At 42.1% G+C, this 20,941-nt stretch carries 21 protein-coding genes; 11 read left to right on the top strand and 10 right to left on the bottom strand.

Annotated features, from left to right (window positions below; genetic code table 11):
• Positions 1–21 precede the first annotated feature (21 nt).
• Both ACFGVR_RS21655 and priA read left to right on the top strand, forming a co-directional pair.
• Entirely contained in the window at positions 22–408 is a 387-nt protein-coding gene (locus tag ACFGVR_RS21655) for a DUF423 domain-containing protein (RefSeq protein WP_448699696.1), read from the top strand.
• Positions 409–2,892, top strand: coding sequence for a replication restart helicase PriA (priA, locus tag ACFGVR_RS21650; protein ID WP_448699695.1), 2,484 nt, complete (start codon positions 409–411; stop codon positions 2,890–2,892).
• A gap of 39 nt (positions 2,893–2,931) precedes the next feature.
• Here priA and ACFGVR_RS21645 read toward each other — a convergent pair whose 3' ends face one another.
• Positions 2,932–3,096 carry a hypothetical protein gene (locus tag ACFGVR_RS21645; protein WP_448699693.1) on the bottom strand — a complete coding sequence of 55 codons (165 nt, stop codon included), beginning with the start codon at positions 3,094–3,096 and terminating at the stop codon, positions 2,932–2,934.
• A 60-nt stretch (positions 3,097–3,156) separates the two neighbouring features.
• On the opposite strand from ACFGVR_RS21645, the gene ACFGVR_RS21640 reads away from it, so the two are divergent.
• A complete protein-coding gene (locus tag ACFGVR_RS21640) occupies positions 3,157–3,753 on the top strand; it encodes a YhcH/YjgK/YiaL family protein (protein ID WP_448699691.1) in 597 nt (198 codons plus the stop codon).
• 114 nt (positions 3,754–3,867) lie between these two features.
• A complete protein-coding gene (locus ACFGVR_RS21635) occupies positions 3,868–4,524 on the top strand; it encodes a protein-L-isoaspartate(D-aspartate) O-methyltransferase (protein ID WP_448699689.1) in 657 nt (218 codons plus the stop codon).
• A gap of 17 nt (positions 4,525–4,541) precedes the next feature.
• On the opposite strand, the gene ACFGVR_RS21630 is transcribed toward ACFGVR_RS21635, so the two are convergent.
• The 6 genes from ACFGVR_RS21630 to ACFGVR_RS21605 all read right to left on the bottom strand — a co-directional run bounded on the left by ACFGVR_RS21630 (position 4,542) and on the right by ACFGVR_RS21605 (position 8,653).
• Positions 4,542–4,865 (bottom strand): type II toxin-antitoxin system RelE/ParE family toxin, encoded by a 324-nt coding sequence (locus ACFGVR_RS21630; RefSeq protein WP_448699687.1) that lies wholly within the window; start codon positions 4,863–4,865, stop codon positions 4,542–4,544.
• On the bottom strand, positions 4,855–5,061 hold the full coding sequence (locus ACFGVR_RS21625; RefSeq protein WP_448699686.1) for a hypothetical protein: 207 nt from the start codon (positions 5,059–5,061) through the stop codon (positions 4,855–4,857). Before ACFGVR_RS21625 ends, ACFGVR_RS21630 begins: the two co-directional genes overlap by 11 nt.
• A 79-nt stretch (positions 5,062–5,140) precedes the next feature.
• A complete protein-coding gene (gene smpB, locus ACFGVR_RS21620) occupies positions 5,141–5,593 on the bottom strand; it encodes an SsrA-binding protein SmpB (RefSeq protein WP_448699684.1) in 453 nt (150 codons plus the stop codon).
• 68 nt (positions 5,594–5,661) lie between these two features.
• A complete protein-coding gene (locus tag ACFGVR_RS21615; RefSeq protein WP_448699682.1) occupies positions 5,662–6,045 on the bottom strand; it encodes a hypothetical protein in 384 nt (127 codons plus the stop codon).
• 38 nt (positions 6,046–6,083) lie between these two features.
• Positions 6,084–8,000, bottom strand: coding sequence for an Nramp family divalent metal transporter (locus ACFGVR_RS21610; protein WP_448699680.1), 1,917 nt, complete (start codon positions 7,998–8,000; stop codon positions 6,084–6,086).
• The gene (locus ACFGVR_RS21605) at positions 7,997–8,653 is read right to left on the bottom strand and encodes a metal-dependent transcriptional regulator (RefSeq protein WP_448699679.1); all 657 of its coding nucleotides are present in this window, start codon (positions 8,651–8,653) and stop codon (positions 7,997–7,999) included. The genes ACFGVR_RS21610 and ACFGVR_RS21605 overlap by 4 nt, the downstream gene beginning before the upstream one ends.
• Positions 8,654–8,781: 128 nt before the next feature.
• Here ACFGVR_RS21605 and ACFGVR_RS21600 point away from each other — a divergent pair, with 128 nt between their 5' ends.
• Complete coding sequence (locus ACFGVR_RS21600; protein ID WP_066001504.1) at positions 8,782–9,252, top strand: Lrp/AsnC family transcriptional regulator; 471 nt, start codon at positions 8,782–8,784, stop codon at positions 9,250–9,252.
• Between the two features lie 56 nt (positions 9,253–9,308).
• Here the strand turns inward: ACFGVR_RS21600 and ACFGVR_RS21595 are convergent, their stop codons facing one another.
• Together ACFGVR_RS21595 and ACFGVR_RS21590 are read right to left on the bottom strand one after the other, a co-directional pair.
• Positions 9,309–9,887: a DUF4251 domain-containing protein gene (locus tag ACFGVR_RS21595; RefSeq protein ID WP_448699677.1), complete on the bottom strand. Its 579-nt coding sequence runs from the start codon at positions 9,885–9,887 to the stop codon at positions 9,309–9,311.
• 206 nt (positions 9,888–10,093) lie between these two features.
• The gene (locus ACFGVR_RS21590; RefSeq protein ID WP_448699676.1) at positions 10,094–11,455 is read right to left on the bottom strand and encodes a pyridoxal-phosphate dependent enzyme; all 1,362 of its coding nucleotides are present in this window, start codon (positions 11,453–11,455) and stop codon (positions 10,094–10,096) included.
• Positions 11,456–11,655: 200 nt separating this feature from the next.
• Between ACFGVR_RS21590 and ACFGVR_RS21585 the strand changes: the two genes are divergently transcribed.
• Both ACFGVR_RS21585 and ACFGVR_RS21580 read left to right on the top strand, forming a co-directional pair.
• Positions 11,656–12,891, top strand: coding sequence for a M16 family metallopeptidase (locus ACFGVR_RS21585; RefSeq protein WP_448699674.1), 1,236 nt, complete (start codon positions 11,656–11,658; stop codon positions 12,889–12,891).
• Complete coding sequence (locus ACFGVR_RS21580) at positions 12,891–14,165, top strand: M16 family metallopeptidase (protein ID WP_448699672.1); 1,275 nt, start codon at positions 12,891–12,893, stop codon at positions 14,163–14,165. Before ACFGVR_RS21585 ends, ACFGVR_RS21580 begins: the two co-directional genes overlap by 1 nt.
• Here ACFGVR_RS21580 and ACFGVR_RS21575 read toward each other — a convergent pair.
• Positions 14,162–14,881, bottom strand: coding sequence for a carboxypeptidase-like regulatory domain-containing protein (locus tag ACFGVR_RS21575; protein WP_448699670.1), 720 nt, complete (start codon positions 14,879–14,881; stop codon positions 14,162–14,164). The genes ACFGVR_RS21580 and ACFGVR_RS21575 overlap by 4 nt on opposite strands.
• A 513-nt stretch (positions 14,882–15,394) precedes the next feature.
• Between ACFGVR_RS21575 and kdsA the strand changes: the two genes are divergently transcribed.
• The 4 genes from kdsA (at position 15,395) to ACFGVR_RS21555 (ending at position 20,832) form a co-directional block, all read left to right on the top strand.
• A complete protein-coding gene (gene kdsA / locus ACFGVR_RS21570) occupies positions 15,395–16,174 on the top strand; it encodes a 3-deoxy-8-phosphooctulonate synthase (protein ID WP_448699669.1) in 780 nt (259 codons plus the stop codon).
• Between the two features lie 10 nt (positions 16,175–16,184).
• Positions 16,185–17,120, top strand: coding sequence for a KpsF/GutQ family sugar-phosphate isomerase (locus ACFGVR_RS21565; RefSeq protein ID WP_448699667.1), 936 nt, complete (start codon positions 16,185–16,187; stop codon positions 17,118–17,120).
• Between the two features lie 159 nt (positions 17,121–17,279).
• Positions 17,280–19,745: an SLBB domain-containing protein gene (locus ACFGVR_RS21560; protein WP_448699666.1), complete on the top strand. Its 2,466-nt coding sequence runs from the start codon at positions 17,280–17,282 to the stop codon at positions 19,743–19,745.
• Positions 19,746–19,749: 4 nt separating this feature from the next.
• Positions 19,750–20,832, top strand: a complete 1,083-nt coding sequence (locus tag ACFGVR_RS21555; RefSeq protein WP_448699664.1) for a lipopolysaccharide biosynthesis protein — start codon at positions 19,750–19,752, stop codon at positions 20,830–20,832.
• Positions 20,833–20,941: the final 109 nt, after the last annotated feature.

Below are 20,941 nucleotides of genomic sequence, written 5' to 3'. Positions count from 1 at the left end.
CTTAGCGGGCAAATATCACCAATGAATAAACAAATCATAGTAACTGCTTCGTTTTTTGGTTTGCTTGCGGTTATTGCCGGAGCTTTTGGTGCACATGCCTTACAGGCAAAGCTGGATGCAAAACAGCTCGAAGTTTGGCATACTGCTGTACAATACCAATTTTACCACGTTTTTGCCTTGTTGTTCCTGTCAACCTTTACCCGTTTTAAAAACAACCTCATATCGGCAAGTTATTACCTTTTTACATTCGGTATTATCTTTTTTTCCGGCTCGCTTTACCTGTTGGCTTGCCGCGATTTAATCGGATGGAGCTGGCTTACCGTAATGGGGCCCATAACGCCAATAGGCGGCTTGCTATTTATTGCCGGATGGGTTACATTAGCTGTTGCCGGACTAAGGAACAAATAAATGCTTGATTTTGCCGAACCAAAAGATAACCAACGGGAAACACTCTTTGTTGAAGTGATATTGCCTTTGGCGATCTCTAAAAACTACACCTACCGCGTCCCTTTTGAGCTGAATGAGCAGATAGCCATAGGCAAAAGGGTAGTGGTGCAGTTTGGTAAAAGCAAGCTTTATACAGCTATTATCGCCGGCATCAGCACCCGGGCTCCCGAAAAATATGAGGCCAAATACCTCATTGATATTTTGGATGACCGGCCGGTAGTTAACGACCGCCAACTGGTGTTTTGGAAATGGATAGCCGATTATTATCTGTGCAACGTAGGCGAAGTAATGAATGCTGCTTTACCCGCCGCACTTAAACTGGCCAGCGAAACAAAGATCATCATCAACAAAGGTTTCGAATACGATAGATCGGAACTGAACGATAAAGAGTTTTTAATTATCGATGCATTGGATATGCAGCCCGAGCTCACCGTTAGCGATGTGGCCAAACTGCTGGGGCAAAAAACGGTAATGCCTATCCTCAAATCACTGTTCGAAAAAAACATCATTCACATCAGCGAAGAGGTAAGCGATCGTTACAAGCCACGCAAACGTACGTTCATCACGCTTAACCCGGTTTACCAAAATCCTGAGCAAATCAAAGAGCTTTTCGCGATACTGGAGCGTGCCCCCAAGCAAGCCGATGCGCTTTTGGCTTACATTCACCTGTCGCGCCAGCAAAAACAAATTTCTAAAACCGAACTAACCGAAGCCAGCGGCGCCAACGCAGCCGCCATTAAGGCTTTAATTGATAAAGAGGTTTTTATTGCTGATGAACGCAATGTCAGCCGTTTATTGGATACTGAAGACGAACTGGATGAGAACTTTACTTTAAGCGACAAGCAAACAGAAGCGCTGAGCGGCATCCGAGATCAGTTTGATACCAGGGATGTGGTGTTGCTGCATGGCGTAACCTCATCGGGCAAAACTCAGATCTATATCCGGTTAATTGAACAAATGCTGGCCAATGGCAGGCAGGTGCTTTATCTCCTTCCTGAGATTGCCCTCACTACCCATATCGTTGAACGCCTGCGCCGTCACTTTGGTAATAGCATTGGCGTTTACCATTCGCGGTTCAACGATAACGAACGGGTTGAAGTTTGGCAAAAGGTTTTAAAAGGCGAATACCGTATTGTGCTGGGTGCGCGCTCATCAGTGTTTTTGCCATTTGAGAACCTGGGTCTGATCATCGTTGACGAGGAACACGAAAGTTCTTACAAGCAATACGACCCCGCGCCGAGATACAACGCCCGCGACGCCTCCATCTTTTTAGGTAACCTGCATCATGCCAGGGTACTGCTGGGTTCAGCTACACCCTCGTTCGAATCCTATTACAATGCCCAGACCGAAAAATATGGATTGGTAGAACTGAACGAACGTTTCGGTGGTGTGCAATTGCCTCATATCGAAGTGGTAAGCATCATTCAGGAAACAAAAAACAAAACCATGCAATCGCATTTCAGCAGCGTGCTGATGCTGGATATAGAGCAGGCTTTAGCTAAAAAGGAGCAGGTTATTTTGTTTCAGAACCGGCGTGGCTATGCACCGGTCATTATCTGTAAAACCTGCGCGTACACACCCAAATGTATCAATTGCGATGTAACGCTTACTTACCATAAAAGCAGCGGCAAACTACATTGCCATTATTGCGGTTACCGCGAAGATTCGCCCAATATTTGCCCGGCCTGCGGTTCGGCCCATCTGGAGCAAAAAGGCTTCGGCACCGAAAAGGTAGAAGACGAATTGACCATGCTGTTGCCCGACGCCCGCATTGCCCGGATGGATCTTGATACCACCCGCTCAAAAATGGCTTTTCAAAATATCCTGAATGACATCGAAGAAAAAAAGATCGATGTTTTGGTTGGCACGCAAATGGTAGCCAAAGGCCTCGATTTTCCGGATATCACCGTTATCGGTATCATCAGTGCAGATAGTTTGCTCAAATATCCCGATTACCGCGCTAACGAGCGTGGCTTCCAGTTACTTGCCCAGGTAAGCGGCAGGGCCGGGCGCCGTGGCAAGCAAGGCAAAGTGGTTATCCAGACTTACGACCCCGCACACCGTGTGATCAAACAGGTTATCGAAAATGATTACCTCGACCTGTACAACACCGAAATGGCCGAACGCAAAGGTTTTAAATACCCACCGTTCTACCGCATCATCCAGCTGGATATCAAACACAAACAACCCGAAATGCTATACCAGCAAGCTGAGTACCTGGCAACCGAATTGCGCAGGCATTTTGGCGATAGGGTAATAGGCCCGGAGTTTCCGCTCATTAACCGCATTCGCAACTATTATATCAAATCCATCATGCTCAAGTTCGAAAAGGATACGGTATCGATAGTTAAAGCGAAAGCTATTTTGCAGGATGTATTATTGCAGTTTCAAACTACCAAACTAAGCAAAGGGTGTATCGTGCAGCCGGATGTGGATCCATATTAAAAAAGAATAACTCTTAAATCTTTATCGAACGATAAGTTTTCATTCAGAGAGCGGACTCAACCATTTCTTAAGGTGTTGCTTAACCTCTTCATGGTCGATTAAATTTTCAGGGTCAAAACTTTCATCGTAAGCAAGTAACAAATCTTGCTTTTGATTCTCACTTAACTTGGTGAAAAGTAAATTACTGCTATTATCTTCTTTCATTCTGTTTAGTATAACTAATTTACTATTTTCTATCTTTATCCCGCCAATAACAAATAAATTATGAAAAAGATACTCCTGTCATTAACATTTACCATCATTGCATTTTTTACTGCATCGGCTCAAACCGAGTGGACGCAAGCCAAAGCTGATAAATGGTTTGCCGACCATAAATACCTCGATGGTTTAAAGCTTGTACCGGCGCCATCAACCAATAAAATGGAATTCGCCAAACAATACGCTGCCAACAAAGTGGTATGGGACAAGGTGTTCGCCTACTTAAAAAATACCGATCTGGATGCCTTGCCGGTAGGTAAATATGCTGTTGAAGGCACTACAGCTACCGTAGCTGTTACTGATAACCCAACCAAAGAGTACGAAAAAACAGCATGGGAATCGCACCGCAAATTTATCGATCTGCAATATGCCATCACCGGTGCCGAAAAGATGGAAACAACACCAATAACCAGCCTAACAGTAACTGAACCATACCTGGACGCTAAAGACGTTGCCCATTATCAAGGCACAGGTATACAATACGAGGCCCGTCCCGGAACTTTCTTCCTGTTCTTTCCTGCCGATGCCCACCGTGTAAACATCAAGGCGGATGGCGCAGATCACGATAAAAAGATCGTGATCAAGATACCGTATGTGCAATAAATAGTATTGTTGAAAAACTAACGGGATGAGGCACAAACTCATCCCGTTTTTTGTTTTACACATTTGCCCTTTTATGCCTTGTTTTAGTGCCTTTGTAATAACTTTACGGTCGAAATGGCTTATAAGTATATTGATAATTACCGCGAAAAAGGCGCACGTAAAAAACTGGCTGAACTGTTAAAAACCAAGGGCATCGAAGACGAAAACGTTTTAAAAGCCATTGCCAAAGTACCGCGCCATTATTTTTTCGACGAAACCTTTTGGAACCAGGCTTATAAGGATATTGCCTTCCCGATAGGCGAGGGGCAAACCATTTCGCAGCCCTATACCGTAGCTTACCAATCCGAACTGCTGCACATTCGCAAAGGCGATAAAGTATTGGAAATAGGTACTGGCTGCGGTTACCAAACCTGCATTTTATTAGAGCTTGGCGCGAAGGTTTACACCATTGAGCGCCAGGAGAAACTATACCAGCGCACCATCAAAGTGCTGCCTCACATAGGTTACAAAGCCGAATTTTTTTGCGGCGATGGCTCAAAGGGCATGCCGCAGCATGCCCCATTCAACAAGATCATCGTAACGGCCGGCGCACCCTTTGTCCCCGAAGATTTACTTAAGCAATTAGCCATAGGCGGTATTTTAGTTATCCCGGTAGGCGACGAGCAAAGCCAGAAAATGGTAACGGTTTTAAAGGTAAGCGAAACCGATTTCGAGAAAGTTACACTGGATACCTTTAGATTCGTGCCCCTGGTGGGGGATAAAGCATGGTAGTAGGAGATCAGTGAAGACTAGATCTCCTTAAGCAGCTCTATAATTTGATTATCCGTAATATTTGCTTGTTCAGATTTATCATAGATTGATAAAATGAACACCTTACTATCTTTTATATAAACGTGGGTTATAACTCGCGCACCTCCGCTTTTTCCCTTTCCTTTACTGGATATTGATAGCCTTATTTTGTAGCAATTGTTCCCTATTGATTTGCCTTGTGTAGGTTCGCTTTCAAGGCTGTCGAAAAGATTGCCAAGTTCTGTTTTAAGTGAAGGATATTTTTTAACAAGGCGTTTCGCTTCCCTGCTAAAATTTTTAATGGCTATTACCTCAAAGCTCATTTAACAAATCTTTTGCCAGCTTGCCTTTTAGTTTTCCCGCTTTAATTAGTTTAACATCCTCAACAGCTTCTTTTAAACCCTTTAAAATGTTAACATTATTATCGTTTATTTTTTCGGTTTTTACATAAGACAGGCCTTTCAGTACTTCTAAAAGAGCCGGAGCCTTGTCATCCTGTATGTCCAATAAAACTTTCATGGTGCTTTCCTTACAATAATATAAATTTACAGATAATATTTCAGAAGGTTGACTCCTAAGCTGAAAATCCGAAATTGCGTTAACGTTTCAATGCCCTATCCATCTCGATCTTGCTGTCGCGTTCTTTCATGGTTTCGCGTTTATCAAAGGTCTTTTTACCTTGGGCAAGGGCAATCTCCAGTTTGGCAAAACCACGCTCGCTGATAAATATTGCCAATGGTACAATAGTAAAACCTTTCTCTTCGCCTTTGGTCTGCAGTTTTTTCAGTTCTTTTTTATTGAGCAGCAAAACACGGTCGCGCTTTTGCTCGTGGTTGTAGAACGAGCCGTGCGAGTATTCGGCAATGTGCAGGTTGCGCACATACAATTGCCCGTCAATAAAAGTACAAAAAGCGTCGGTCAGGTTGGCTTTACCTTCGCGGATGGATTTGATTTCGGTACCCAGCAGCTTAAGCCCGGCCACGTATTTGTCCAGTATATGGTATTCAAAGTATGCTTTTTTATTCTTGATGTAGATATTATCCTGGGCCATGGTAGTTTTTTCCGGACTGCAAATATGCGAAAGAAATAGGAAAGAAGATAGCGCTACTCGCTTACCACTTAGTTACACCAAGTTTTCGAAGCGCTGACAACGCGGCCTTTATCATCAGTTGAAAAATCTAATGCACTTGGTCCTTGATCAAACCCATTTTGTGATTTGACAATATAAGTGGTATTGGGTTGTAAAGTAATAATATATCCGGATTGCAGTTCGCCATCAATGGATATAGTATAATCCGGATTTAGCCTGTTGATATAAAATGGCTTCCGATACCCATGCCCTAAAATTTTGATAGTGCTTTGCGGAGTTTCAATATCAATTTCCTTTATCGTATCGCTGCAACTAACTATCGCTCTATCCTTTAAATCAAAATAAATGGTGTTATACTTATTACACGAGCAAAGGAAAAAACAACCTATGCCCAACAACAATAGCAGCTTCATAACCTAAAACTACTAAAAATATAGTGGTTATAATTGTTTTAATGTTCCTTTTCTTTAGCGCTGATAGGATTTGGCTTCACAATCAATATCGGTACATTAACCCTATGCCTTACCGCATCAACCGTAGTACCGAAAATAATATCCTTTAACGCCTTGTGCCCGTGTGCACCCATCACTATAAAATCAATCCCTTCGTCATTAACTATCTGAGCAATAGCATTAGCAGCTTTACCATAACCAATTTTGGCATTCGCTTGATAGCCCAGGTGGGTTAAAGAGTTTACATACTTTTGCAGGTTTTCTTTATCACTTTGGGTTTCATGGTCCAAAGCTTCAGTACCAAGATAGTTGGCTGCAGCCGTTTCCACAATATGGATCAGGGTGTAGCGTGCTTTTATGCCGCCCTGCATCAACCCATGCCGAATAGAATCCCGGTCGTTTTTCGAAAAGTCGATCGTTACGCCAATATGGGTATAAGCAGTTTCGGCCAGGTCGTTTATCGCAGTGGCAACGCCATGCGGTATCTGTACAGGTTTGCGTGTAGGGCCTTGGTGTTTAAAAAATATCGGTTTAAAAAACACATACAATAAAAGCGCGCCAATACCAATGGTTATTGGCACCACTAAGCTATATATCCATATGGCTGCAGCCGGAACTTGTGTTATCCAGTTGTTTATCTGCTCATAAACCAGTTTGCCATTCAGTACCACAATAAGCGCAGCACTTGCCCATGCCAATATTTTTGCAATAGGACCAATGGTAAACCTGCCCATTTTTTCTTTATCCGATGTAAAATGGATAAGCGGGATAACCGCGAAGCCCAATTGCAGGCTTAATACCACCTGGCTCAAAATAATGAGGTTACCTAGCCCGTTTTCACCAAAGTAAACAATGGTTAGCACTGCCGGTAAAATAGCCAGCAGCCGGGTTAATAAGCGGCGCAGCCATGGCTGTATCCGCAGGTTAATGTGCCCTTCCATAATGATCTGCCCGGCAAGCGTGCCGGTAATGGTTGAGCTTTGCCCGGATGCAATAAGCGCCACCGCAAACAGCACAGGCGCAAGCGAACCAAAAATATGCTCCAATAATTTATACGCGTCCTGTATCTCGGCAACCTCGAAGTACCCGCGATGGAAAAATGCTGTTGCTGCCAGTATCAATATAGCCGCGTTAACCAAAAAGGCCAGGTTGAGGGCTATCGAGGTATCAAACAGGTTAAAACGAATAGCTGCCTTTATACCTTCGTCAGATCGGTCAATTTTACGGGTTTGCACCAGCGACGAATGCAGGTACAAATTATGCGGCATCACCGTTGCGCCGATGATCCCGATAGCGATATATAAAGCACTGCCACTCAGGTTGCCGGGTATAAAACCATGCGCCACTTCGGTAATGTCGGGCTTTACAATAAACATCTCTATCAAAAACGATAGCCCGATGATAAAGATCATGGAGATAATAAAACCTTCCAGTTTGCGCATACCCTTGTTCATCAAAAACAACAGCAATAAGGTATCGGTTATGGTAAGCGATACACCCCAAAGCAACGGCAAATGGAACAACAATTGTAACCCGATGGCCATACCGATGATCTCGGCCAGGTCGCAGGCTATAATGGCTATCTGCGCAAGTACATAAAGGCAAACATTTACAAAGCGCGTATACGTGTTTTTTGAAGCTTGCGCCAGATCGAGCCCTTGCACTATCCCCAGCCGTGTACTTAACGATTGCAGCAACAGGGCTATCATGTTTGACAATAACAATACCCAGATCAGTTTATAGCCAAATGCACTGCCGCCGGCAATATCGGTAGCCCAGTTGCCCGGGTCCATATAGCCAACGCTTACCAGGTATGCCGGACCTAAAAAGGCCATTATCTTACGCCATCCGGTTTTGTTTTCCGTATTTACCGAACTATGCGCGGTTCCTAACGATTCTGCATGATGCTCATTCATATCGATACCAGGATGTTTTTTGCCACTTCTCTGCTGATGGTGACGGATGAATGATCATTTATATTTAACACTACCGATTGGTCATAACTGATGATATCGGTAACTTGTATCTTTTTTCCGATGGTGAGCTGCAGCTTATCAAGGTATTGCAAAAATGCAGGCGCATGTTCTCTTACCCCCATAATTATTGCGGTGCTGTTAAGTGCAAGCTGCGCAATTGGTTTTAACTCGTTGCTCTTTATCCGCCCTTTGTTGTCGGGTATGGGGTCGCCGTGAGGGTCGTATTTCGGATACTCTAAAAATTTATCCAGGCGGTCAACCAGTTCAACCGAGGCTATATGCTCCAGTTCTTCGGCCAGTTCATGCACCTCATCCCATTTAAATTGTAGTTTTTCAACCAGGAAAAACTCCCATAACCTATGCTTGCGCACAATGTTAATGGCAATGGCTTTCCCATCTTCTGTCAGGCTAACGCCTTGATATTTAGTGTAGTTGATTAATTGCTTATCCGCCAGTTTTTTCAACATATCGGTTACCGATGCGGCCTTGGTGTTCAGCGCGCCGGCAATGCTGTTGGTACTTACACTTTCCTCATCTGCCGACGAAAGATGATAGATCGATTTGAGATAGTTTTCTTCAGTATACGAGTTCATTTAAACAAATCTAATAATAATTTTAGACTTATCTAAATTTTTTCTTCAAAACGAATTTATTTTGCTTTAATATCATTTTTTAAAAATTTTATTTTGTTTCGATGGAAAATATATATTTGTAACCAATTATGGCAACCGACATAGATAAAATAGACCTACAAATTTTAAAAACGCTGCAGGAAAACGGGCGTATCACTAACCTTCAACTGTCAACAGAGATTGGCTTATCGCCTGCGCCTACTTTAGAGCGTGTGCGCAAACTGGAAAACTCTGAGTATATCAAGAGCTATCACGCCCTGGTGGACGAAGAAAAACTGGGTTTGGGCATCAAAACGTTCATCCAGGTTTCGCTCGACTTTCATAAAAACAACACCATCCAGGTATTTGTTGATGAGATCAAGGCCATTAAAGAAGTTACCGAATGCCACCACGTAACTGGTCAGTGCGACTTTTTATTGAAAGTATACGTAAAAGACATCAAGGCTTACGAGCAATTGATCATGGATAAGATCAGCAAGATCACCGTGGTAAAAACCTTCCAAACCATGATGATCATGAGCACCAGCAAAAAAGAACCTACGGTGCCGCTGGAATATTAATAAATTCGGCAATTAGCTGCTGGTTGAAAAAAGAGGTTTTTATTTTGGCCTTTAGGTTAATTCATAGTTCCTGATTGTTGGATCGTTCCGTTATAACTTATGGCATTGGCCTGATTGGGCAGGTCGAGTGTCAATTTGGCCGTCCCATTCAGCTCTATCTCCAAAACCATCGTTTCAACCAGCTTGTTTTCTGCGGGCTTAATGTTAATAACCACCTTGCCGGTTTTTCGTTGTTTCACGGCGTACTCGTATCTGGCCGTTGAAAATTTTATGCCATTCTCATTTACATTGGTGATAACAGATCCCCCGGATCCGGCAGTTCCTCTTGGCTTATCCTCTATCTCATTATCAAAATAGGGTAGATAGGTCAAAAGTGAGTCGGTACTAAATGCTAAGCTATACTCTCCGTCTAAAGTTACGTGGTTAGCATTGCCGGCGTTTACAAAGCTTGCGCCAAAGGTAGTTGCGCTTTTCTCTACGTTAGCGGTCTTGGGTTTGAATACGAATTTCTTTCCATCAGCTAATTGCTTGAGTTCTGTAGGCTGAAGGGTTTGAGTTTGTGCCTGTGCACAGGTAACAGATACGTTGACAAATAACAGCAATGCAGGTAGTAAGATGCAGTTTACAAGTTTCATGATGATACGTCGTGTTAAGTTAATAAGCTAATATACATGTTATTGGGCAATAATTATTATCCATGTAAAACAATTAGAATTAAGAATAGAATCAAGAACCACGACTTCAAATAAAAAAAGTCATTTCTGTTAAGAAGTGACTTTTTTCTTTTATCAAACCAGTGAGAGAAATCTCTTGATTCTTGGCTCTTGATTCTTGCTTCTATTTATCCCGATATCGCATTAATAATATCGTACTGCGTAATGATCTCTATCGCACCGTTTTCATCTTCAACCAACACAGCGGTATTATCTTTATTGATCAGCGATGATATTTTATCGATGCTGGTGTTCAGGTCAACAAACGGAAACGAGCCTGTAGCAATGCTTTTTACCGGGCTCGATTTAAGCGAGGGGTTTTCCAGCAAGGCATCAAGTATACCACTCTCGGTAATTTTGCCAATCACCATACCTTTTTGAGTAACCGGTATCTGCGAAATGTTCAGCGTTTTGATGGTGCCGATGGCTTCCACAATGGTTTTCTCGCAATCTATGGTCACGATCTCCTGTTTTTCTTTTTTGGCGATGATGCTGCGGGCGGTAAGTTTGGTGTCGGTTAAAAATCCGCGCTCACGCAGCCAATCCTCGTTAAACATCTTGCCCATGTAGCGCGAGCCATGGTCGGGGAAGATCACCACCACCACATCACCGGCTTTAAACATGTCCTTCATCTGCAGCAAACCTGCAATGGCCGAGCCTGATGAATTACCTACAAAGATCCCTTCTTTTAGTGATATTTCGCGGGTCATTAAGGCGGCATCCTTATCGGTTACCTTTTCAAAATGATCTATCAAACTAAAATCAACGTTTTGTGGTAAAAAATCTTCGCCAATTCCCTCGGTTATGTAGGGATATATTTCGTTCTTATCAAAAATGCCGGTCTCTTTATATTTTTTAAATACCGATCCGTACGTATCTATACCCAATACCTTGATATCCGGGTTTTGTTCCTTTAAATATTTAGCTATGCCGGATATGGTTCCGCCTGTACCAACACCTGCAACCAGGTGGGTTATCTTGCCTTCGGTTTGATCCCATATTTCGGGCCCGGTTTGCTCATAATGCGCCTGCGAGTTCGACAGGTTATCATATTGGTTAGGTTTCCACGAATTTGGCGTTTCGCGCACCAGCCGCGATGAAACCGAATAATAAGAGCGCGCGTCTTCCGGGTCAACGTTGGTGGGGCAAACAATAACCTCGGCGCCAAAAGCGCGCAGCGCGTCAACCTTTTCTTTACTCTGCTTATCAGTAGTGGTAAAAATACATTTGTAGCCTTTTATAATAGCAGCCATGGCCAGGCCCATACCCGTATTACCCGATGTGCCTTCTATAATAGTACCGCCTGGTTTTAACAATCCGTTCTTTTCAGCGTCCTCAATCATCTTCAGCGCCATACGGTCCTTGATCGAATTACCGGGGTTGGTTGTTTCAACCTTAGCCAAAACGGTAGCAGGTATATCTTTGGTTATTTTGTTCAGTTTTACCAGAGGGGTATTACCTATGGTTTCTAATATATTGTTGTGCCACATACAGTGCTTGATTTACTTGATCGTAATAGTAGTTTATTAATGGTGTAAAATTAGCTTTATCGTGTCACATATTCTATCATTGTTGTGTGATTTTTAAGATTTGCTTATTTCCTCCGAAAGTATCGTTACCCGGTTTTTAAAGCGGCTAAAAATCTTACATTTGCTGTCCGTTTTAACAAATCTGATTTTTAGTTTATTACATGGTTAAATTCAACCGTTTTACATTAAGTAATGGCTTGCGGGTCATTGTTCACGAAGACAAAACCACACCCATGGCGGTGCTTAATATACTGTATGATGTTGGCGCCCGCGACGAAGATCCCGGTCAAACCGGCTTCGCCCATTTGTTTGAGCATTTAATGTTTGGGGGCTCCATCAATATCCCAAGTTATGATGAACCGTTACAAAGGGTAGGCGGTGAGAACAATGCTTTTACCAGTAATGATATCACCAACTATTATATTACCCTGCCTGCCGTTAATATCGAAACAGCCTTTTGGCTCGAAAGCGACCGCATGCTCAGCCTGGCCTTTAGCGAAAAAAGCCTCGGGGTACAGCGCAACGTAGTAATGGAAGAGTTTAAGCAACGCTATTTAAATCAGCCTTATGGCGATGTTTGGCTAAAATTACGCCCGCTGGCTTACAAAGTACATCCGTATCGCTGGGCAACTATCGGTAAAGAACTTTCGCATATCGAAGAAGCGCAGATAAACGATGTAAAGGCCTTTTTTAAAAAGCACTATAACCCGCAAAATGCTATTATGGTTGTAGGTGGCGATGTTGATACCGAACAGTTAAAAGAGCTGGCCGAAAAATGGTTTGCACCGATACCGTCCGGCAACAAATACCATCGCAATTTACCGCAGGAACCTGTACAGCTTGAGGCACGCCGCCAAACTGTAACAGCTAAGGTGCCTTTAAATAGTATATATGTGGCATTTCACATGCCTGCCCGTACCGACGAGGATTATTACACTACCGATCTTATTTCCGACCTGCTTTCGCGCGGTAACTCATCCCGCTTATACCGCACCCTGGTAAAAGATAAGCAATTGTTTAGCGAGATACACGCCTACACCACCGAAAGCATAGATGCAGGTATGTTTGTGGTTGACGGTAAACCCGTAACCGGTGTAAGTATCGAAACTGCCGAAGCTGCCATTTGGGACGAGCTGGAAAAGCTGAAGAACGAGGTGATTGAGGTTGATGAGCTGACCAAGGTCAAAAACAAAACCGAATCCACCATGATGTTTTCCGAAATGTCATTACTGGATAAGGCCATGAACCTGGCATTTTTTGAATTGCTTGGCGATGCCGATCTGCTTAATCTCGAAATAAGCCGTTACCTGGCCATTACGCCGCAGCATATACAGCGCCAGGCGCAGCACTTATTTACAAAACAAAATTCATCAACGCTCATTTATTTAGCCGAATAATGTTAGACAGAACTTTTACCCCCGAATTTAAGGCTATTGAGCATATTAAGTTAATTGCCCCTGGCCATATCCGGTTCGACAATGATTGCAATCTTTACTGGTTCAATTCGGGCGAGCAGGAACTAGTGCGTATCGAGTGGATCTTTAGCAATCTGCGGTTCAACCCGGCCAGGCCCTTGTTAAACATTGCGGTTAACACCATGCTTAATGATGGTACCACCAAATTAACCGCCGCTCAAATTGCGGATGCTATTGATTATTACGGCGCCTTTTTGCAGGTTGATTATGGTTTCGATCATTCGCAGGTTACCTTATATTGCTTAAACAAGCACCTAAAGCATACCTTACCGGTTATTAAAGATATATTAACCGACTCTACCTTTCCCGAAAAGGAACTAAGCACCTTTATCCGTAATCAGCAGCAAAAGCTCCAGGTTAGTTTGCAAAAAAACGATTTTGTGGCCCGCAGGGTATTTAATAAAACTTTGTTTGGCGGTACAATGTATGGTATCAGTCCCGATGTTGACGATTATGCCCGGATCCACCGTGCCGATCTGCTTAAGCATTTCAAGCAAACGTATCAGCCTAATAACTGTACAATTGTAGCCGCCGGTAAAATTGATGATGATATATTAAAAGAGATAACCGTATGTTTTAGTAAGGATTGGGCAAATAACGGTGTGCCGGATATTACCCAGCCCGATTTCACCGGATCAGAGCAATTGTTCAATTATATTGAAAAGCCCGATGCGTTGCAGTCGGCTTTGCGTTTAGGTACTAAAGTCATCAATCGCAGCCATCCGGATTTTCCGGCCTTGCAGGTGGTTAATACTATTTTAGGTGGTTACTTTGGTTCGCGCTTAATGGCCAACATCCGCGAGGATAAAGGCTACACTTATGGCATAGGCTCAGGCATGTCATCAATGAAATATAGTGGGGCTATCTTTATTGCTACCGAAGTTGGTGCCGATGTTACCCACCAGGCCATGGCCGAGATCGAAAAGGAGATCAATATCCTAAAAACCGAACTGGTAAGCAACGAAGAGCTTTCATTGGTAAAAAATTACATGCTGGGCTCGTTATTGGGCAGCCTCGAAAATGTTTTTTCGCATGCCGATAAGTTTAAAAACGTTTATTTAAGCGGGCTTGACCTGGAATATTACAACCGCTACACCGAAGTTATCCGCAATATAACCGCACAGGATGTTTTAAGTCTTGCTAACGAGTATTTAAATTTCGATCAGTTTTACAAGGTCATAGTAGGCAAGTACTAATTACCCGTCGTATCAGCTTTTAACGATGCCAGCTTGCGTTTATCGGGCGGCAGGGCCTTGTACTTTTTATAACAATCATTCATATAAAGCGTCATATCAAAATTAGGCGCTTTATATTGCTTAATGGTTGGGCGGTAAAGTGCTATAAATTGTTTCAAATCGACGCCTTTTAACGGTACATATTTGCTCACATTTGCTGGGCTGAAGGCTTTATCAATGGCTTTTGTTGCTAAAGTATCATAACTTAATTTTTCGTTTCGTTTTTCTTTGCTGCTTTTTCCATATCCAAAATTAATGGAAACGCCCCCTTTATAATTGCCGTTTTCATCCCGTTGATATCTCACTGTCTGATTATGAAAAGCAGTGTCCCTCAGCTTACCCAGTTTGGTTGATTGATCTTTAACAGTTACTTCTTTTAAATTGGTATTTTGAGGCTGCATAAAGATCTCCAGGTAACGGGTGCTGGTTACCAGCACGGTGTCTGATTTGTACGCAAATGATTCGAAGATCAGGATATCACCAGCCTTCGCTTTAATGCTGAATATACCTGCTGCATTGGTCTGTGTATTATCTTTTGTGCTGGTGTTTTGCACTTTTACCCCGGGCAATACCACACGCGTGCCTAACTCGTAAACCTTGCCGCTAACGGGTATCTGTGCATATGCCGTACAGTAAATTAAGCTTGAAGTAATAAAAAGCAACAGAGAACGCCACATTTGCAAAAACAGTATTTTGATGATGTTGCAAGTTTATCAATTGTAAACTGATAACGCTATAGAAAGGTTGTTATTTTAGGCTTTTTTAACATATCGCCAGGGGCATAAAACAAAAAAAGAGAAAGTGGGAACTTTCTCTTTTAGTTAACTGACCTCATTATTTATCATAAAGAACAAATTGGTTAGTACGGATAAATTAACAATTAGTACAAATATATAATCTATAGAGTTACCAGACTAATTTTTAACAACAATTTAACACATTTTTTTTCCACATACACCGCATAATTAAGTACTTACCAAACCGGATAGATGGTTTTTATACCGTTTCCTACCTAAGTATTTGGTTTTTGTATGGCGAACTACTTTTACGGTAAAATATAATATGGTAATAGCGCCAATAAACATTTTGGATAATTGGTTTATTTTTTATCGCTTTTACGGCTTGTGAATAGTTTTTTTCATCAAACATTAACAATAATTTCCATCTTTGCGGGTAATTTAATCTACATTATGTTATTTGAACAACTTAGCAGCGGTACATTTTTCATATTAGGGCCCTGTGTTATGGAAAACCAGGACCTGCTTTATACCGTTGCCGAAAAGGTTGCTGTCATTGGGCAAAAGTTTAATGTGCCGGTTATTTTTAAGTCATCGTTCGATAAAGCAAACCGCACATCAATACATTCCTATCGTGGGCCGGGGATAGAAAAGGGAATGGAGATGCTCAATAATGTAAAAGAACGTTTTGGATTGCCGGTTACAACCGATATACACGAACCGGCCCAGGCTGCAGTTGCGGCACAAGTGGTTGATATTTTACAGATCCCAGCCTTTTTATGCCGCCAAACCGATCTGTTGGTTGCCGCCGCACAAACCGGTAAGATCGTTAATGTTAAAAAAGCTCAGTTTCTTTCAGGACACGATATGTTTTACCCGGCTCAAAAGGTACTTGAAGCAGGTAACAAACAAATTATATTAACCGAGCGTGGCAATATGTATGGCTACAACAACCTTGCGGTTGATTTCAGAAATATATACGATATGAAGCAGTTTGGTTACCCGGTTTGTATGGATTGTACCCACTCGGTACAGCGCCCGGGCGGGGCGGGAGGCAAAACCGGTGGCGATCGTACTTTTGTACCCATGATGGCACTTGCTGCCAAAGCATTTGGTGCCGGTGGTTATTTTATGGAAACACACCCCGACCCTGATAATGCGCTGAGCGATGGCCCTAATATGGTAAAGCTGCATGATCTGGAAAATGTTATTGCACCTTTGTTAAACAAATAAGCATCGGTTAATGAAAAGTATAGCCCGAAGGGTTTTTGATATAGAAATAGAATCGTTGCAGCAGGTTGCGGGCCAGCTTGACAGCGAATTTGACCTGGTGATACAAACCATATTAAAAGGCACCGGTAAGGTAATTGTTACCGGGATAGGTAAATCGGGCCTTATTGGTAAAAAAATAGCGGCCACATTATCAAGTACCGGTACATCCAGCTTTTTTATGCATCCCGGCGAGGCTTTTCACGGCGACCTGGGTATGATAGGCAAGGATGATATTATTCTCCTGATCTCATACTCCGGCGAAACCGACGAGGTTTTAAAGCTTATCCCGTTTTTAAAGTTTAATAGCAATGTGCTTATCGCGATGACCGGTAATCCCGATTCGACCATTGCCCGCAACAGCGATCATCATCTAAACATCAAAATAAAGCACGAAGCCTGCCCGTTAAAGCTTGCACCTACATCGTCAACAACAGCAGCTCTGGTTATGGGCGATGCGATCGCGGTGGCATTAATGGAATCTAGAGAATTTAAAGAAACTGATTTTGCACGTTTCCATCCCGGTGGCAGCCTTGGGCGTAAACTGGTACTTAAGGTTAAAGATCTGATGCGTACAGATAACCTGCCGTTTATTAATGCCAATGCCTCGTTTACCGATCTGGTATTGAAAATGTCCGAAGGGCGTATTGGGATGGTTATAGTGGGTACTCCTCAAAATGTTGCCGGTATAGTTACCGACGGTGATCTGCGCCGGGCCCTGGTACAGGTATCCGACACCTCAAAATTACACATCGGTACAATGATGAATCCTAATCCTATAATAGTTGATGAAAATGAATATATCAATACTGCTGATAACTTGATGCTGGAGAAGAAAATAGTTACAGTTTTGGTAGGGTCGGCAGTAGCACGTACAATTAAAGGTGTATATCAAATATATAACAATTAATTTAAGTTTTTTTTAAACTAAATTACGTTTGATACGTTTCGGTAAATTACAAAAAACCTATAATCATTATATATTAATTGTTAGTTTCGTAAAAAAATAAATTATTTACCTTAAATTTTAAACTGTTTATACTCGGTTGAGTCTTAACAAAAAATAAAAATGAAATATCCCTTCCGTGCTTTAATATTATTTGTTTTTTTCATTTGCCTACAAAATACCAGCACCCTATTTGCTCAAACTATAACCCCATCAAATATTGGCAGTGTAAAAGTTGATGATCTTACCGATGCACAGATCCAGGATCTGATAAAGCAAGCCCAGGCAGGCGGTATGTCTGATGCGCAGTTGCGTAGTACGGCAATTGCTAAAGGCATGACCGAGGAAGACGCTAATAAACTCCAAAACCGTATAAACAAGGTAAGAAATAACACCGGCACAGCTTCATCTACAGATAACCAATCGGGTACCAGGCAATTAAATTATACGCCTCAAACTATCGACAGGCGCACTAATCGCGATACAAGCAAACTGCAGGTTTTTGGTTCCGATCTGTTTAACGGAAGCGATATCACATTTGAGCCTAATTTGCGCATACCAACACCACAAAACTATGTATTGGGGCCGGATGACCAGGTTTTGATCGATGTTTACGGTGCTAACCAGGTGCAATGGAAGCCGATAGTATCGCCGGATGGAAGTATACAAATCCCTGGAATTGGCCAGGTAAATGTTGGCGGTAAAACAATTGATCAGGCCAAAGGAATAATCACTTCTAAATTAATAGCAAACCATTATGCCATTGGGCATGGTAGCAGTGTAGCCATAAATCTGGGCAATATCCGGAGCATAAAAGTTACCCTTACAGGCGAACTGGTTAAACCAGGTACCTATACCATTTCATCATTGTCAACAGTGTTTAATGCTTTATATTCTTCCGGGGGGCCAAATGATAATGGATCGTTCAGGCAGATCAAATTAATACGCAATAATCAGGAGATCAAAACAATTGATTTTTATGATTTTTTACTCAAAGGAAGTCAAAAAGATAACATCCGTTTGCAGGAGGGCGATGTAATACGTGTGCCAACCTACAAAGTTAGAGTGTCCATGGCAGGGCAGGTTAAACACCCTGCTATATTTGAGGTGCTACCCGGCGAAAGCTTACAAAATGTGATAAATTTTGCAGGCGGGTTTACCGATATCGCTTACACTTCAACAATTAAAGCTATACAGGTAACCGATAAAGAGCGCCGGGTAACAGATATAAACTCGGCAGATTATTCAAACTATCTCCCGTTGCGCGGCGATCAATATACCGTTGATAAAATACTCGATCGCTTTGAAAACCGTGTAACCATCAATGGGGCCGTTTTCAGACCAGGGCAATTTGAACTGGAAAAAGGGCTCACCTTATTGCAGTTAATTAATAAAGCAGCCGGACTTAAAGAGGATGCATTTGGTTCACGAGGATATATCACGCGTTTAAAATCAGATAACACGCTCGAAAGCATCCCTTTTGATACCAAGGCGATAGTTGCAAAAACTGCTGCAGATATTCCGTTACAAAGGGAAGACATTGTTACCATTCCATCAATACTTGATCTGCACGATAAATCCAGGGTGACCATTCACGGCGAGGTTAGAAGAGCAGGTGAGTTTGGTTATGCCGATAATATGACTGTTGAAGACCTGATCATCCAGGCAGGGGGCTTTGCCGAAGGTGCGAGTGCCAAACGCATTGAGATAGCCCGCCGAATTAACAATAGCGACCCAAATCAAAAAGGTGCCCCTGTGGCACAGGTTTTTGTTGTAGATGTTGATAGCCAGTTAAAATACAGCACATCAGCATTTAAATTAGAACCGTTTGATGAAGTTTCGGTATACGGTTTACCGGGATTTGAAAAACAAAAAACAGTTAAAATTGAAGGCGAAGTACTGTACCCGGGTAACTATACTATCAATACCAAAAATGAAAAAATATCCAGCCTGGTAAAACGTGCGGGAGGACTAACCGCTTATGCCGATATAGAAGGCGGAACATTGAAACGTACCAACGATAATAATGGCCTGGATGCGAGCAAGAATAAAATTGATTCCACAGAACTAAAGCAAGCACGTATAGACAGGTTACAGCACTTGCAAAAAGCTTTTCAAGATTCAACAAATAATATCATAGATCAGGTAAAAAACGATAACGTTGGCATCGACCTGAGAAAGATATTAAGTAACCCGGGTTCTGATATTGATCTGATCCTTGAACAGGGCGACGTTTTGATCATCCCCAAACAACAGCAATTGGTAAAAGTAAACGGTGAGGTTTTATTTCCAAGCTCGGTAATATATAGTAATTCTAAATCGCTTGGCGGCTACGTTAATAATGCAGGTGGCTTTTCGCCCGATGCATTAAAGAAAAGGGCCTTTGTAGTTTACCCTAACGGTACGGTACAGAGTACACATACTTTTTTATTTTTCAAAAACTACCCTAAAATTAAGCCGGGCAGTCAGATCGTGATCCCTAAAAAACCAGTAAAAAGAGGCTTGTCAGCAGCCGAGTCTGTAGGCTTATTGAGTGGGTTGGCTTCAATGGGAGCAGTTATTATTGGCATAATTAGTTTAACCAAATAATACAATGGAAAAAAGTACTTTGGCTAAACGTACAGAAGATAATGAAATATCGTTAAGAGATATTATTTTAAAATTAAGGCGCGGGTATAAGTTTCTGCTTTTAAAATGGAAGGTTATTTTAATTGCGGGTTTGCTTGGAGGAGCGGTAGGTATAGGATATGCACTGCTTAAAAAACCAATTTACAAGGCAGAGTTGACTTTTGCGTTAGAAGATAATTCTACCGGCGGATTGAGCGGGACTATTGGTTTAGCAAGCCAGTTAGGTATTGATATTGGCGGCGGTGGTGGCGGCGGCGTGTTTAGTGGGGATAATTTGATGCAACTTATGCAATCGCGGGCAATGATTGAAAAAACACTGCTGACACCGGTTAACATCAGTGGCAAAACACAAACATTGGCCGAGTATTATATTTCTTTTAACAATTTTAGAGATATTTGGAATACAACAGATAATCTGAAAAATATCCGATTTTTACCTGATGAAGATCGCTCGAAATTTACCTTGCAAAAAGATAGTATATTGGGCCAATTTTACAAGGTGCTGGCTACCAGTGCGTTAGCTGTCGAAAAGAAAGACAAAGGCGGAAGTATTACATCGGTTAAAGTAACTTCAGGAAACGAATTGTTTGCAAAATTATTTGCAGAAACATTGACACAAACAGTATCTGATTTTTACATCGATACCAAAACCAAAAAATCTGCAAAAAATGTTGCAATCCTTCAGCATCAAACCGATTCTATTCGCCAGGAATTAAATCAGGCAATTATCGGCGTTGCCTCATCTATGGATGATATCCCTAATGCAAACCCAAACAGACTGGTATTAAAAACAAAATCGCAACGGCGGCAAGTTGATGTCCAGGCCGATCAGGCAATTTTAAGCGAACTGGTACGTAACCTCGAGGTCTCTAAAATGGCCTTACGAAAAGAAACACCACTGATACAAATTATTGACCGGCCGATATTGCCATTAGAGAAAACCAAAATACGCAAATTGATAGCATTGATTGCCGGAGGTATTGCCGGGGGGGTATTGGCTATCGTTATTTTAGTTTTTAAAAAACTATCTGCCAACTTTGTTCTTTAATAGTCTGTACCAACCGGGGCAATACATGGCATAACAAAATATAAGTTGGATACCGCAATAAAAAAGTGTATTATCCACCTGCATAATTTAAAAAAAAGATAAAATAAAC

The organism is Mucilaginibacter aureus, assembly GCF_053514885.1.
The sequence above is the reverse complement of the archived record's forward strand: the minus strand, read 5'-3'. Positions and strand labels throughout refer to the sequence as shown.